Here is a 12396-nt window from a genome sequence, read left to right as displayed (position 1 = left end):
GAGTCATGCAATCCGTGGAAGGGTAACAAAGGCACAGCGCCCCGGACCTCCCCGCCCGCGGTTACCGACATCACGTCGGTCCGCGGACAGGCGCCCGGGGCGCTGCTCACACGGGATGTGTGGTGGTCACGCTGGTCTGGTCGGTCAGGCGTCGAGAGACGTGACCGAGCCGCCGGCGGCCTCGATCTTCTCCTTGGCCGATGCCGAGAACTTGTGCGCCTCGACCTCGACCTTGACCGTGATCTCGCCCGTCCCGAGCACCTTCACCGGGAAGCCGTCACGGACGGCCCCCTTGGCGACGAGGTCCTCGACCGAGACCTGCCCGCCCTCCGGGAAGAGGACCTGCAGGCGGTCCAGGTTCACGACCTGGTACTCGGTGCGGAACGGGTTCTTGAAGCCGCGGAGCTTCGGCAGGCGCATGTGCAGCGGCATCGAGCCACCCTCGAAGCGCTCCGGGACCTGGTAGCGGGCCTTGGTGCCCTTGGTGCCGCGACCGGCGGTCTTACCCTTGGAGCCCTCACCACGACCCACGCGGGTCTTGGGGGTCTTGGCTCCGGGGGCGGGCCGCAGGTGGTGGACCTTGAGGGCGGACTCGCCGCCCGTCTTCTTGGCCGTGTCAGCCATGGTCAGTCAACCTCCTCGACGGCGACGAGGTGCGTCACCGTCTTGACCATCCCGCGGATCTCGGGACGGTCCTCCTTGACGACGACGTCGCCAATGCGCTTCAGACCGAGGCTGCGCAGCGTCTCACGCTGGTTCTGCTTGCCACCGATCTCGGACCGGATCTGGGTCACCTTGAGACGAGCCATCACGCACCGGCCTTCTCGGCAGCCTTGGCCTCGGCGATGCCGGCGGCACGGGCCCGGAGCATGGCGGCCGGAGCCACCTCCTCGAGCGACTTGCCACGGCGCGCGGCAACCGACTCGGGGCGCTCGAGCTCACGCAGGGCCTGGGCCGTCGCGTGCACGATGTTGATGGCGTTGTCCGAACCCAGCGACTTGGACAGGACGTCGTGGATGCCGGCGCACTCCAGGACCGCACGCACCGGGCCACCGGCGATGACGCCAGTACCGGGAGCGGCGGGACGGAGCATGACGACACCAGCGGCGGCCTCACCCTGCACCGGGTGCGGGATCGTCCCCTGGATGCGCGGGACCTTGAAGAAGCCCTTCTTGGCCTCCTCGACGCCCTTGGCGATGGCCGCGGGAACTTCCTTGGCCTTGCCGTAGCCGACACCCACGGTGCCGTCGCCGTCGCCGACGACCACCAGGGCGGTGAAGCTGAAGCGACGACCACCCTTGACGACCTTGGCGACGCGGTTGATGGTCACGACGCGCTCGACGTACTGGTTCTTCTCGGCGTCACGGCCCTCGCGGTTGTCACGACCGCCGCGGCGGTCCTGACGCTCGTTGCGATCGCGCTCGGAGCGCTCACCGGGGCCGGTGCCTCGACGCTGCTGTCCGGGCATCAGATGTTCCTCATCTCAACAATTGCGTTCACGAAGTGCTTGCTCACAGGGACAGCCCACCTTCGCGGGCGCCCTCGGCGATGGCTGCGACGCGGCCGTGGTACTTGTTGCCACCACGGTCGAAGACGACGCTCTCGACGCCGGCCTCCTTCGCGCGCGCCGCGACGAGCTCGCCGACCCTGCGGGCCTTGGCGGTCTTGTCACCCTCGAACGCACGCAGGTCGGCCTCCATCGTCGAGGCGGACGCCACCGTCTTGCCGATGGTGTCGTCGACGACCTGGACGAACATGTGGCGGCTCGAGCGCGACACGACGAGGCGGGGACGGGCGGCGGTACCGGCGATCTTCTTGCGACCGCGCACCTGGCGACGGATGCGGGCGGCAGCCTTGGACTTGCCGCGCTTGATGATCATTGCCATGGCTTACTTACCGGCCTTTCCAACCTTGCGACGGATCTGCTCGCCCGCGTAGCGAACGCCCTTGCCCTTGTACGGGTCGGGCTTGCGCAGCTTGCGGATGTTCGCGGCGACCTCGCCGACGCGCTGCTTGTCGATGCCCTGCACCGAGAAGCGGGTCGGGTTCTCGACCGCGAAGCTGATCCCGTCCTCGGCCTTGACGAGGATGGAATGCGAGTATCCGAGCGAGAACTCGAGGTCCGAGCCCTTCGCGGCGACACGGTAACCCGTGCCGTGGATCTCCATCTTCTTCTCGTAGCCCTCGGTGACACCGAGGACCATGTTGTTGATGAGCGAGCGGGTCAGGCCGTGACGGGAGCGCGACTCGCGCTCGTCGTCGGGGCGCTTGACCTCGAGGGTGCCCTCGGCCACCTCGACGGTGATCGGGCTGGGCACGGTCAGCGTGAGCTCGCCCTTCGGGCCCTTGACCAGGACGTCCTGGCCCTCGACCTTCACGTCCACGCCCGAGGGGATGGAGACGGGGAGTCGTCCGATTCGCGACATGGTTTCGTCTCCTTACCAGACGTAGGCGAGGACTTCCCCACCCACGCCCTTCTCGTGTGCCTGCTTGTCGGTCAGGAGACCGCTCGAGGTCGACAGGATCGCGACGCCGAGCCCACCGAGAACCCGGGGCAGGTTCGTCGACTTGGCGTAGACGCGCAGACCGGGCTTGCTCACGCGACGCACACCGGCGATGGAGCGCTCGCGGTTCGGGCCGTACTTGAGGTCGATGGTCAGCGTCTGGCCGACCTCGGCCTCCTCGATCTTCCAGGAGGCGATGTAGCCCTCGGCCTGGAGGATCTCGGCGATGTTCTTCTTCAGCTTCGAGTACGGCATCGAGACCGCGTCGTGGTGCGCCGAGTTGGCGTTCCGCACACGGGTCAGCATGTCCGCAATCGGGTCAGTCATGGTCATGTGGGCTCTTTGCCCTTCCTCACCGGGGTTTCGACCACGGCCTGTGCGGCCGCCGGCGTATGCCGACTGGTCGACCTACGGTGTCAGAGGTTTGCTTGGTCTTTGGCTTGGCTTGTCAGGCTGGCTGGGGTCACCAGGAGCTCTTGGTCACGCCCGGCAGCTCTCCCGCGTGCGCCATCTCGCGAAGGCAGATGCGGCAGAGGCCGAACTTGCGGTACACCGAGTGCGGACGGCCGCACTTCTGGCAACGGGTGTACGCGCGGACCTTGAACTTCGGCTTCCGGTTCGCCTTGTTGATCAACGCGGTCTTGGCCATGTCAGTTCTCCTTGAAGGGGAAGCCGAGCGCCTTGAGCAGCGCGCGACCCTCGTCGTCGGTGGTCGCGGTGGTGACCACGGTGATGTCCATGCCCCGGACCCGGTCGATCCGGTCCTGGTCGATCTCGTGGAACATCGACTGCTCGGTCAGACCGAACGTGTAGTTGCCGCGTCCGTCGAACTGCTTGGGCGAGAGGCCGCGGAAGTCGCGGATACGCGGGAGCGCGATCGACACGAGACGGTCGAGGAACTCCCACATGCGGTCGCCGCGGAGCGTGGTGTGCGCGCCGATCGGCATACCCTCGCGCAGCTTGAACTGCGCGATCGACTTGCGAGCCCGGGTCACGACCGGCTTCTGGCCGGTGATCGCCGTGAGGTCGCGGACCGCGCCCTCGATGAGCTTGCTGTCCTTGGCGGCGTCGCCGACACCCATGTTGACGACGACCTTGACGACGCCCGGCACCTGCATGGCGTTGTCGTAGCCGAACTGCCCCTGCAGCGCGCCCTTGATCTCGTCCTGGTAGCGCTGCTTGAGGCGCGGCTTGGTGATGGTGTCAGTCATCTCAGAGGTCCTTGTCCGACTTCACGGCGACGCGCACGCGCGTCGCCTTCTGACGGCCGTTGCGCTCGACGGTCTCGACACGCGTCTTGACGCGGGTCGGCTTCTTCGTCTCCGGGTCGACGATCGCGACGTTGCTCACGTGGATCGCGGCCTCGGTGTGCGTCAGGCCACCGGTGCGGGTGCCGCGGGCGGTGGCACCGGCCTTGATGTGCTTGGTGACGCGGTTGATGCCCTCGACCAGCACGCGCTGGGTCTCCGGGTAGACCGCGATGACCTTGCCCTGCTTGCCCCGGTCGCCGCCGTTCTTCTGGCTGCGGCCCGAGATGACCTGGACGAGGTCGCCCTTCTTGATCTTCATCTTGGTGGTCGCCTTGGCCATGTTCACAGCACCTCCGGCGCGAGCGAGATGATCTTCATGAACTTCTTCTCGCGCAGCTCGCGGCCCACCGGACCGAAGATGCGGGTCCCCCGGGGGTCGCCATCGGCCTTGAGGATCACGGCTGCGTTCTCGTCGAACTTGATGTAGGAACCGTCGGCGCGGCGACGCTCCTTGACCGTGCGGACGATGACGGCCTTGACGACGTCACCCTTCTTCACGTTGCCGCCCGGGATCGCGTCCTTGACGGTGGCGACGATGGTGTCGCCGATGCCGGCGTATCGACGGCCCGAACCACCGAGAACACGGATGCAAAGGAGCTCCTTGGCACCGGTGTTGTCGGCGACGCGCAGTCGCGACTCCTGCTGAATCACTGTCTAACTCCTGTCGTCGTGCTGGTTCTTCGCCGGGGGCGAGACGGGCTCACCCTCGGCGAAGCCTTGCCGAACGGAAATGGGGGTTGGCTTACTTGGCCTTCTCGAGGATCTCGACGACGCGCCAGTGCTTCGTCGCGGAGAGCGGACGCGTCTCCATGATGAGCACGCGGTCGCCGACGCCGGCCTCGTTCTTCTCGTCGTGCGCCTTGACCTTGGAGCTGCGACGGATGACCTTGCCGTAGAGCGCGTGCTTGACGCGGTCCTCGACCTCGACCACGACGGTCTTGTCCATCTTGTCGCTCACCACGTAGCCCTGACGGGTCTTGCGGTAGTTGCGCTCGCTGGGCTGGGTGGCGGTGGTGCCGGTGCTGTCGGCGCTCACGGTGTCCTTCTCGCTCATGCCTGGGCCTCCTCGGCGTCGTCAGCCTTCTTGGCCTTCTTCTCGGCCTTGTCGGCCTTCTCGGCCTTGTCAGCCTTCTTCTCGGCCTTGGCCTTCTTGTCGGCCTTCTCGGACTTCTCCTCGACCTTCGGCGCGGCCGGGGCCGAGCCGATGCCGAGCTCGCGCTCGCGCATCTCGGTGTAGATCCGGGCGATGTCCTTCTTGACGGCGCGCAGGCGGCCGTGGTTGTCCAGCTGACCGGTGGCCGACTGGAACCGGAGGTTGAACAGCTCCTCCTTGGCCTTCTTCAGCTCGTCCGCCAGCTTGTTGTCATCAAGACCACGCAGCTGGTCGGGAGCCAGTTCCTTGGTTCCGACTGCCATCAGATGTCACCACCCTCACGCTGAACGAAGCGGCACTTCATGGGGAGCTTGTGCATCGCGAGACGCATGGCCTCACGCGCGACCGGCTCGGACACGCCCGAGAGCTCGAACATGACCCGGCCCGGCTTGACGTTGGCGATCCACCACTCCGGCGAGCCCTTACCAGAGCCCATGCGGGTCTCGGCGGGCTTCTTGGTCAGCGGGCGGTCCGGGTAGATGTTGATCCAGACCTTTCCACCACGCTTGATGTAGCGGGTCATCGCGATACGAGCGGACTCGATCTGACGGTTGGTGACGTAGGCCGGCTCGAGAGCCTGGATGCCGTACTCACCGAAGGCGATCTTCGTGCCACCCTTGGCAGCGCCCGAGCGACCCGGGTGGTGCTGCTTGCGGTGCTTGACTCGGCGGGGAATCAACATGGGTCAGGCCTGCTCATTCTCGGTGCTGGCGGCGGCCGGGGCCTCCGTAGCAGCGGTGTCGGTCACAGCCGGCGCGCCGGCGTTCTCGGTGCGGTCACCGCGGCGAGCGCGGTTCGGGCGGTCGGCGCCGTCACGACGCGGGCCACGCGACGGGCGCGGGGCGGCGGCCTGCTGGGCCGCGAGCTCCTTGGCCGTCAGGTCACCCTTGTAGATCCACACCTTGACGCCGATGCGGCCGAACGTCGTGCGGGCCTCGTAGAAGCCGTAGTCGATGTAGGCGCGCAGCGTGTGCAGCGGGACGCGACCCTCGCGGTAGAACTCGGTGCGGCTCATCTCGGCGCCGTTGAGGCGGCCGGAGACCTGCACGCGGATGCCCTTGGCGCCGGCGCGCTGGGCCGACTGCATGCCCTTGCGCATCGCGCGACGGAAGGAGACACGTGCCGAGAGCTGCTCGGCGATGCCCTGGGCGACCAGCTGCGCGTCGATCTCCGGGTTCTTGACCTCGAGGATGTTCAGCTGGACCTGCTTGCCCGTGAGCTTCTCGAGCTCGCCACGGATGCGGTCGGCCTCGGCGCCGCGGCGGCCGATGACGATGCCGGGCCGCGCGGTGTGGATGTCGACGCGGACGCGGTCACGCGTGCGCTCGATGTCCACCTTGGCGATGCCGGCGCGCTCCATGCCCGTCTCCATGAGGCGGCGGATGGCGACGTCTTCCTTCACGTAGTCGCGGTAGCGCTGACCCTGCTTGGTGGAGTCGGCGAACCAGCGGCTCTTGTGGTCGGTGGTGATGCCCAGACGGAAGCCGGTGGGGTTGACCTTCTGACCCATCAGCGGGCTCCCTTCTTGCTGTTGCTTGCGGACTCGGGCTGCGTCACGACCACGGTGATGTGGCTCGTGCGCTTGTTGATGCGACCGGCGCGGCCCTGGGCGCGCGGACGGAAACGCTTCATGGTCGGGCCCTCGTCGACGAAGGCGGCCGTGACGACGAGGTTGCGCTCGTCGAACGCGACCGACTCACGGTCGGCCTTGAACCGGGCGTTGGCGATGGCGCTCTCGAGCACCTTCTTGACCGGGTCCGAAGCCGACTGCGGCGCGAACGTGAGCACGGTGACCGCGTCGGTGGCGGCCTTGCCGCGGATGAGCTCCACGACACGGCGAGCCTTCTGCGGGCTGACTCGGACGTGACGCGCCGAGGCCTTGGCTTCCATGACTTCCTTGCCCTCTGGTGAGGTGGTTGCGTTCGACATCAGCGACGACGACCCTTCTTGTCGTCCTTCACGTGACCCTTGAACGTGCGGGTCGGCGCGAACTCGCCGAGCTTGTGGCCCACCATCGACTCGGTGACGAACACCGGGACGTGCTTGCGGCCGTCGTGCACGGCGAAGGTGTGGCCGAGCATGTCCGGGCTGATGACCGAACGACGCGACCAGGTCTTGATGACGTTCTTGGTGCCCGCTTCGTTCTGGGCGTCCACCTTCTTCTGAAGGTGGTCGTCGATGAAGGGGCCCTTCTTCAGGCTACGAGGCATTCCAAAGGCTCCTTATCAGCGCTTCTTGCCAGTACGACGGCGACGCACGATGAGCTTGTCGCTTTCCTTGTGTCCCTTGCGGGTCCGGCCCTCGGCCTGACCCCACGGGCTGACCGGGTGACGTCCACCGGACGTCTTGCCCTCGCCACCACCATGCGGGTGGTCGACCGGGTTCATCGCCACACCACGGACGGTCGGGCGCTTGCCCTTCCACCGCATGCGGCCGGCCTTGCCCCAGTTGATGTTGCTCTGCTCGGCGTTGCCGACCTCGCCGACGGTCGCGCGGCAGCGCGCGTCGACGTTGCGGATCTCACCGGACGGCATACGCAGCTGGGCGTAGGGGCCGTCCTTGGCGACGAGCTGGACACGCGCGCCCGCGGAGCGGGCGATCTTCGCGCCGCCACCCGGCTTGAGCTCGATCGCGTGCACGACCGTACCGACCGGGATGTTGCGCAGCGGGAGCGAGTTGCCCGGCTTGATGTCGGCGCCGGGACCGTTCTCGATCGGGTCGCCCTGCTTGAGGCGGTTCGGCGCGAGGATGTAGCGCTTCTCGCCGTCGGCGTACTGGACGAGCGCGATGCGCGCGGTGCGGTTCGGGTCGTACTCGATGTGAGCGACCTTGGCCGGCACGCCGTCCTTGTCGTGGCGACGGAAGTCGATGACGCGGTAGGCGCGCTTGTGGCCACCACCGATGTGACGCGTCGTGATGCGGCCGGCGTTGTTGCGACCACCGGTCTTCGCCAGGGGGCGAACGAGCGACTTCTCCGGGGTGGAACGCGTGATCTCGACGAAGTCGGCGACCGACGAGCCACGACGGCCCGGCGTGGTCGGCTTGTACTTACGGATACCCATGTTCTAAGTCCTTATGATCCGTCGGTCTCAGGCGCCCGCACCGAAGATGTCGATCGAGCCCTCGCGGAGGGAGACGATCGCGCGCTTGGTGTCCTTGCGCTTGCCGATGCCGAAACGGGTGCGGCGGCTCTTGCCCTGGCGGTTCAGGGTGTGGACCTTGTCGACCTTGACGTCGAAGATCTGCTCGATCGCGATCTTGATCTCCGTCTTGTTCGCACGGGGGTCGACGAGGAAGGTGTACTTGCCCTCGTCGAGGAGCCCGTACGACTTCTCGGAGACGACCGGTGCGATGAGGATGTCGCGGGGGTCCTTGGCGTGGATGCTCACTTGGAGTTCTCCTTGTCGGCCTTGTCGGCCTTCACCGGGCCGGCGACGAACGCGTCGAGGGCGGCCTGGGTGAAGACGATGTCGTCGGCGCAGAGAACGTCGTATGTGTTGAGCTGGTCTGCGACCAGGACGTGGACGTTCGTGAGGTTGCGCACGGACTGGAACGCGACCGCGTCGCCACGCTCGAGCACGACGAGCAGGTTCGGACGCTCGGTCAGGCCGGCGAGCAGGGCCGCGGCCTCCTTGGTCGAGGGCACGTCGCCCTTGATGATCGAGTCGACGACGTGGATGCGGTCGAAGCGGGCCCGGTCGGACAGGGCGCCACGGAGCGCGGCAGCCTTCATCTTCTTGGGGGTGCGCTGCGAGTAGTCACGCGGCTGCGGACCGTGGACGACGCCACCGCCGGCGAACTGCGGAGCGCGGGTCGAGCCCTGACGGGCGCGGCCGGTGCCCTTCTGGCGGTACGGCTTGCGCCCACCGCCGCGCACCTCGCCGCGCGTCTTCGTCGCGTGCGTGCCCTGGCGGGCCGCCGCGAGCTGCGCGACGACCACCTGGTGGATCAGCGGGACGTTCGTCTGGACGTCGAAGATCTCGGCGGGAAGGTTCGGAGTCTTGGTTGCCATGTCTCTCATGCACCCTTCGCGGCCGTGCGGATCAGGACGATGCCGCCACGGGGGCCGGGAACGGCACCCTTGATGAGCAGCAGGCCCTTCTCGGCGTCAACGGCGTGAATCGTGAGGTTCTGGGTGGTCTGGCGCACGCCGCCCATGCGGCCCGCCATGCGCATGCCCTTGAAGACACGGCCCGGCGTGGAGCAGCCACCGATGGAGCCCGGCTTGCGGTGGTTGCGGTGGGCACCGTGCGAGGAGGAGACGCCGTGGAAGCCGTGGCGCTTCATGACACCCGCGAAGCCCTTGCCCTTGGTCGTGCCCGTGGCGTCGACGCGCTGGCCGGCCTCGAACGCCTCGGCGGTGATCTCCTGGCCGAGGGTGTAGTCGCCGGCGTCGGCGGTGCGCAGCTCGACGAGGTGACGGCGCGGCGTGACGCCGGCCTTCTCGAAGTGGCCCGTCATCGGCTTGTTGACCTTGCGCGGGTCGATCGCGCCGAAGGCGATCTGGACCGCGTCGTAGCCGTCGGCGTCGCCGTTGCGGACCTGCGTCACGACGCAGGGGCCGGCCTTCACCACGGTCACGGGGACGAGACGGTTGTCGGCGTCCCACACCTGGGTCATGCCGAGCTTCTCGCCGAGCAGGCCCTTGATGGTCTTCTCTGCAACAGTCGTCATCAGTACCAACCGCCTCAGAGCTTGATCTCGATGTTGACGTCCGCCGGCAGGTCGAGACGCATCAGCGAGTCGACGGCCTTGGGCGTCGGGTCGATGATGTCGATGAGGCGCTTGTGCGTGCGCATCTCGAAGTGCTCGCGGCTGTCCTTGTACTTGTGCGGCGACCGGATGACGACGAAGACGTTCTTCTCCGTCGGCAGCGGGACGGGGCCCACCACGGTGGCGCCAGCGCGCGTGACTGTGTCAACGATCTTCCGGGCCGAGTTGTCGATGACCTCGTGGTCGTACGACTTCAGCCGGATGCGGATCTTCTGTCCCGCCATCTGAAGTAACGTCTCTCTCTCGCTTCTGACTGCCGGTTCCCTTGGCTCTCCGACCCCCGAGGTCGGGCGTGTCGCGCCCGCTCCGCGGTGAAAGTCGCGCACCGGAGTGCAGACCCTCGTGGTGGAAAGCCCGGCCGAACCGGGTGGCTTGCGCTTCCCTCGGGCCTCACAAAGGAGTCCGGGCGAGTCCCCGTCAGGAGGCTCTCAAGGGGCGGCGACGCCGACATGGGTCAGCGACGCGCGTCAAGCAACCCGACAAGTGTGCCAGAGCGCACGCCGCACTATCAAATCGAGGGACCTCGTCGTCGCAGGCCAGGTCTCATGGCGTGGCGCGGTCGGGTCCGGACGCACCCGGCCTTCGGTCCCGGGGCGCTCGGCCGCCCACCCCGCCAGTATGCCGTCCGGTCCGGTTCGTCGGTCAGTGACGGTGTTCTTCCGGTGGCCTCGCGCACGCGGCCGTGCCGCCGGGCAGCTGGTACCGGTGCTCGGCAACCCAGTGGTACGCCCGCGCCGCGACCCGCGACACCCCGGGGGCGAGGAGCAGGTAGCCGACCGGCCGCCAGGGCGGTGCGCCGTGGGTTGCGGCCGTCGCGATGGCCCGGTGTCCGGAGCGGATCGAGCCCTCGGCGGTGACGAACTGGGCGGCATCGTCGCAGTCCTCGCGCGAGAGGCCGACCGCGGCCAGGTCCAGCTCCTGGAAGGGGCGCACGTCGAACCGGTCCCGGCGGTCCACCCAGCGCTTGGCGAACTCGGCGCTCCTCGTGCAGAACCCGCAGTCCGCGTCGTAGACGAGGGTGGGCCGGTGCGGCACGTCGAGACGATGCTCGCTCACGCACCCCATCCTGCCACGACCAGTGACACGTGGGACAAAGCGCCCACTCGAGTCACAAAGGGGGGCCAGGTGACCACGTCGAGTGGCCGCGCCATCACACCCAACCCCGTCGAGTGGCCGCGCCATCACACCCAACCCCGTCGAGTGGCCGCGCCATCACACCACGGCGTGTGACCCGTGGGGCGCAGCGGCCACTCGAGTCTCAAAGGGAGGCACCTGAACGGGTCGAGTGGCCGCTTCGCCACATGCTCAGCTGGCACTCAGGCGGGGGCGAGGAAGGCCGCCAGTGCAGCGGCATACATCGCGGGGTCCTTCGCGCCCATCAGCTCGCGCGCGCTGTGCATGGACAGCGCCGCGGCGCCGAAGTCGACGGTCGTCGCGCCCGTCAGCGACGAGGTGACCGGGCCGACCGTCGAGCCGCACGGCAGGTCGCTGCGCGAGACGAACGTCTGCATGGGCACCCCGGCCTGCTCGCAGGCGAGGCGGAATGCCGCGGCGCCGACCGAGTCGGTCGCGTACCGCAGGTTCGTGTTGACCTTGAGCACCGGCCCGGCGTTGACCGCGATCTGGTGCAGCGGCTCGTGCCGGTCAGCGTAGTTGGGGTGGGTCGCGTGGCCCATGTCGCCGGAGGCGATGACGGTCGCGGCGAGCGCCCGCCAGTAGTCGTCGCGCGTGCCGCCGCCGGCCAGGACGATCCGTTCGAGCACCGCGGGCAGCAGCGTCGAGGTCGCGCCCCGCTCGGACGTGCTGCCGATCTCCTCGTGGTCGAAGAGCACGAGGACGGGGACGTGAGGAAGCCGGGACCCCTGCGATACGGCGTCGACCATCGCCCGCACCCCGGCATACGAGGTGGCGAGGTTGTCCAGGCGTGGCGCGGCGATGAGGTCGCGCTCGCGACCGATCCGGGCCGAGGGCTGGGTCGGGTGGGTCATGACGTCCCAGGACAGGACGTCCTCGTGGTCGACCCCGACCTGTTCGGCGAGGTATCGGACGACGTCGCCCGGCTCGTCGCCCACGCCCCACAGGGGGACCATGTGCTGCTGGCGGTTCAGCGTGAGCTCGTCGTTCTGGCTGCGGTCGAGGTGGATCGCGAGCTGGGCGACCCGCAGGATCGGCTGGCGGTCGTGGAACGTGCGGGTGTCCACACCGTCGGCGGTGCGCACCGCCACGCGGCCGGCGAGGCCGAGGTCACGGTCGAGCCACGAGTTGAGGATGAGCCCGCCGTACGGCTCGACGGCCAGCATCTGCCACCCGGCCTTGACGTGGTCGGCGTGCGGCTTCAGCCGGAGGTTCGGGCTGTCCGTGTGCGCGCCCACGACCCGGAACCCGGCCGCCGGGCCGGCGCCGGCCGCCTGCGCACCCGTGGTGTCCCAGGCGACCAGGGAGCCGCCCCGGACCAGCCAGTGGCGCCCCGGACCCGTTGGCCAGGGCTCGGTCTCGACGACCTCCGTGAAGCCGGCCTCGGCGAGCCGGGCGGCAGCCTGCTCGCAGGCGTGGAACGGCGTGGGCGACGCATCGACGAAGTCGATCAGACCCTGGGCCTCGGTGTCGGTGTCGAAGGAGTGCGGCATGGTTCCCGACCCTACCTACCGGCCCGGTC

At 68.2% G+C, this 12396-nt stretch carries 23 protein-coding genes; all 23 read right to left on the bottom strand.

The window, feature by feature from the left end; translation table 11 throughout:
• Window positions 1-144: 144 nt before the first annotated feature.
• A complete protein-coding gene (gene rplO / locus ACWEOW_RS10840) occupies window positions 145-624 on the bottom strand; it encodes a 50S ribosomal protein L15 (RefSeq protein ID WP_452269201.1) in 480 nt (159 codons plus the stop codon).
• A gap of 2 nt (window positions 625-626) precedes the next feature.
• On the bottom strand, window positions 627-809 hold the full coding sequence (gene rpmD, locus ACWEOW_RS10835; protein WP_034801586.1) for a 50S ribosomal protein L30: 183 nt from the start codon (window positions 807-809) through the stop codon (window positions 627-629).
• Window positions 809-1468 (bottom strand): 30S ribosomal protein S5, encoded by a 660-nt coding sequence (gene rpsE / locus ACWEOW_RS10830; RefSeq protein WP_452269200.1) that lies wholly within the window; start codon window positions 1466-1468, stop codon window positions 809-811. Before rpsE ends, rpmD begins: the two co-directional genes overlap by 1 nt.
• A 43-nt stretch (window positions 1469-1511) precedes the next feature.
• Window positions 1512-1886: a 50S ribosomal protein L18 gene (gene rplR / locus ACWEOW_RS10825; RefSeq protein ID WP_452269199.1), complete on the bottom strand. Its 375-nt coding sequence runs from the start codon at window positions 1884-1886 to the stop codon at window positions 1512-1514.
• 3 nt (window positions 1887-1889) lie between these two features.
• A complete protein-coding gene (gene rplF / locus ACWEOW_RS10820) occupies window positions 1890-2426 on the bottom strand; it encodes a 50S ribosomal protein L6 (protein WP_452269198.1) in 537 nt (178 codons plus the stop codon).
• Window positions 2427-2438: 12 nt separating this feature from the next.
• Entirely contained in the window at window positions 2439-2837 is a 399-nt protein-coding gene (rpsH, locus tag ACWEOW_RS10815) for a 30S ribosomal protein S8 (RefSeq protein WP_452269197.1), read from the bottom strand.
• Window positions 2838-2967: 130 nt separating this feature from the next.
• On the bottom strand, window positions 2968-3153 hold the full coding sequence (locus tag ACWEOW_RS10810) for a type Z 30S ribosomal protein S14 (protein WP_013493557.1): 186 nt from the start codon (window positions 3151-3153) through the stop codon (window positions 2968-2970).
• 1 nt (window position 3154) lies between these two features.
• Window positions 3155-3715: a 50S ribosomal protein L5 gene (rplE, locus tag ACWEOW_RS10805; RefSeq protein WP_452269196.1), complete on the bottom strand. Its 561-nt coding sequence runs from the start codon at window positions 3713-3715 to the stop codon at window positions 3155-3157.
• 1 nt (window position 3716) lies between these two features.
• A complete protein-coding gene (rplX, locus tag ACWEOW_RS10800) occupies window positions 3717-4094 on the bottom strand; it encodes a 50S ribosomal protein L24 (RefSeq protein ID WP_452269195.1) in 378 nt (125 codons plus the stop codon).
• A gap of 2 nt (window positions 4095-4096) precedes the next feature.
• Complete coding sequence (gene rplN / locus ACWEOW_RS10795) at window positions 4097-4465, bottom strand: 50S ribosomal protein L14 (RefSeq protein ID WP_142181405.1); 369 nt, start codon at window positions 4463-4465, stop codon at window positions 4097-4099.
• Window positions 4466-4556: 91 nt separating this feature from the next.
• Entirely contained in the window at window positions 4557-4868 is a 312-nt protein-coding gene (rpsQ, locus tag ACWEOW_RS10790; RefSeq protein ID WP_452269194.1) for a 30S ribosomal protein S17, read from the bottom strand.
• Complete coding sequence (gene rpmC / locus ACWEOW_RS10785; protein ID WP_452269193.1) at window positions 4865-5230, bottom strand: 50S ribosomal protein L29; 366 nt, start codon at window positions 5228-5230, stop codon at window positions 4865-4867. Before rpmC ends, rpsQ begins: the two co-directional genes overlap by 4 nt.
• Window positions 5230-5649 (bottom strand): 50S ribosomal protein L16, encoded by a 420-nt coding sequence (gene rplP, locus ACWEOW_RS10780; RefSeq protein ID WP_452269192.1) that lies wholly within the window; start codon window positions 5647-5649, stop codon window positions 5230-5232. The genes rpmC and rplP overlap by 1 nt, the downstream gene beginning before the upstream one ends.
• Before the next feature lie 3 nt (window positions 5650-5652).
• On the bottom strand, window positions 5653-6477 hold the full coding sequence (rpsC, locus tag ACWEOW_RS10775; RefSeq protein WP_452269191.1) for a 30S ribosomal protein S3: 825 nt from the start codon (window positions 6475-6477) through the stop codon (window positions 5653-5655).
• Window positions 6477-6857, bottom strand: coding sequence for a 50S ribosomal protein L22 (rplV, locus tag ACWEOW_RS10770; protein WP_452269391.1), 381 nt, complete (start codon window positions 6855-6857; stop codon window positions 6477-6479). The genes rpsC and rplV overlap by 1 nt, the downstream gene beginning before the upstream one ends.
• Window positions 6858-6895: 38 nt before the next feature.
• Window positions 6896-7177, bottom strand: coding sequence for a 30S ribosomal protein S19 (gene rpsS, locus ACWEOW_RS10765; protein WP_026864141.1), 282 nt, complete (start codon window positions 7175-7177; stop codon window positions 6896-6898).
• Window positions 7178-7192: 15 nt separating this feature from the next.
• A complete protein-coding gene (rplB, locus tag ACWEOW_RS10760; RefSeq protein WP_452269190.1) occupies window positions 7193-8029 on the bottom strand; it encodes a 50S ribosomal protein L2 in 837 nt (278 codons plus the stop codon).
• Between the two features lie 27 nt (window positions 8030-8056).
• Complete coding sequence (rplW, locus tag ACWEOW_RS10755) at window positions 8057-8356, bottom strand: 50S ribosomal protein L23 (RefSeq protein WP_452269189.1); 300 nt, start codon at window positions 8354-8356, stop codon at window positions 8057-8059.
• A complete protein-coding gene (gene rplD / locus ACWEOW_RS10750) occupies window positions 8353-8988 on the bottom strand; it encodes a 50S ribosomal protein L4 (protein ID WP_452269188.1) in 636 nt (211 codons plus the stop codon). Before rplD ends, rplW begins: the two co-directional genes overlap by 4 nt.
• On the bottom strand, window positions 8985-9641 hold the full coding sequence (rplC, locus tag ACWEOW_RS10745) for a 50S ribosomal protein L3 (RefSeq protein WP_452269187.1): 657 nt from the start codon (window positions 9639-9641) through the stop codon (window positions 8985-8987). Before rplC ends, rplD begins: the two co-directional genes overlap by 4 nt.
• A 14-nt stretch (window positions 9642-9655) precedes the next feature.
• Window positions 9656-9964 (bottom strand): 30S ribosomal protein S10, encoded by a 309-nt coding sequence (gene rpsJ, locus ACWEOW_RS10740; RefSeq protein WP_009775966.1) that lies wholly within the window; start codon window positions 9962-9964, stop codon window positions 9656-9658.
• Between the two features lie 418 nt (window positions 9965-10382).
• On the bottom strand, window positions 10383-10796 hold the full coding sequence (locus ACWEOW_RS10735) for a thiol-disulfide oxidoreductase DCC family protein (RefSeq protein WP_452269186.1): 414 nt from the start codon (window positions 10794-10796) through the stop codon (window positions 10383-10385).
• 260 nt (window positions 10797-11056) lie between these two features.
• The gene (locus ACWEOW_RS10730; protein WP_452269185.1) at window positions 11057-12367 is read right to left on the bottom strand and encodes a M18 family aminopeptidase; all 1311 of its coding nucleotides are present in this window, start codon (window positions 12365-12367) and stop codon (window positions 11057-11059) included.
• Window positions 12368-12396 lie beyond the last annotated feature (29 nt).

The sequence above is a fragment of the Monashia sp. NPDC004114 genome (genome assembly GCF_053603855.1).
This window is presented reverse-complemented; position numbering and strand designations above follow the sequence as displayed.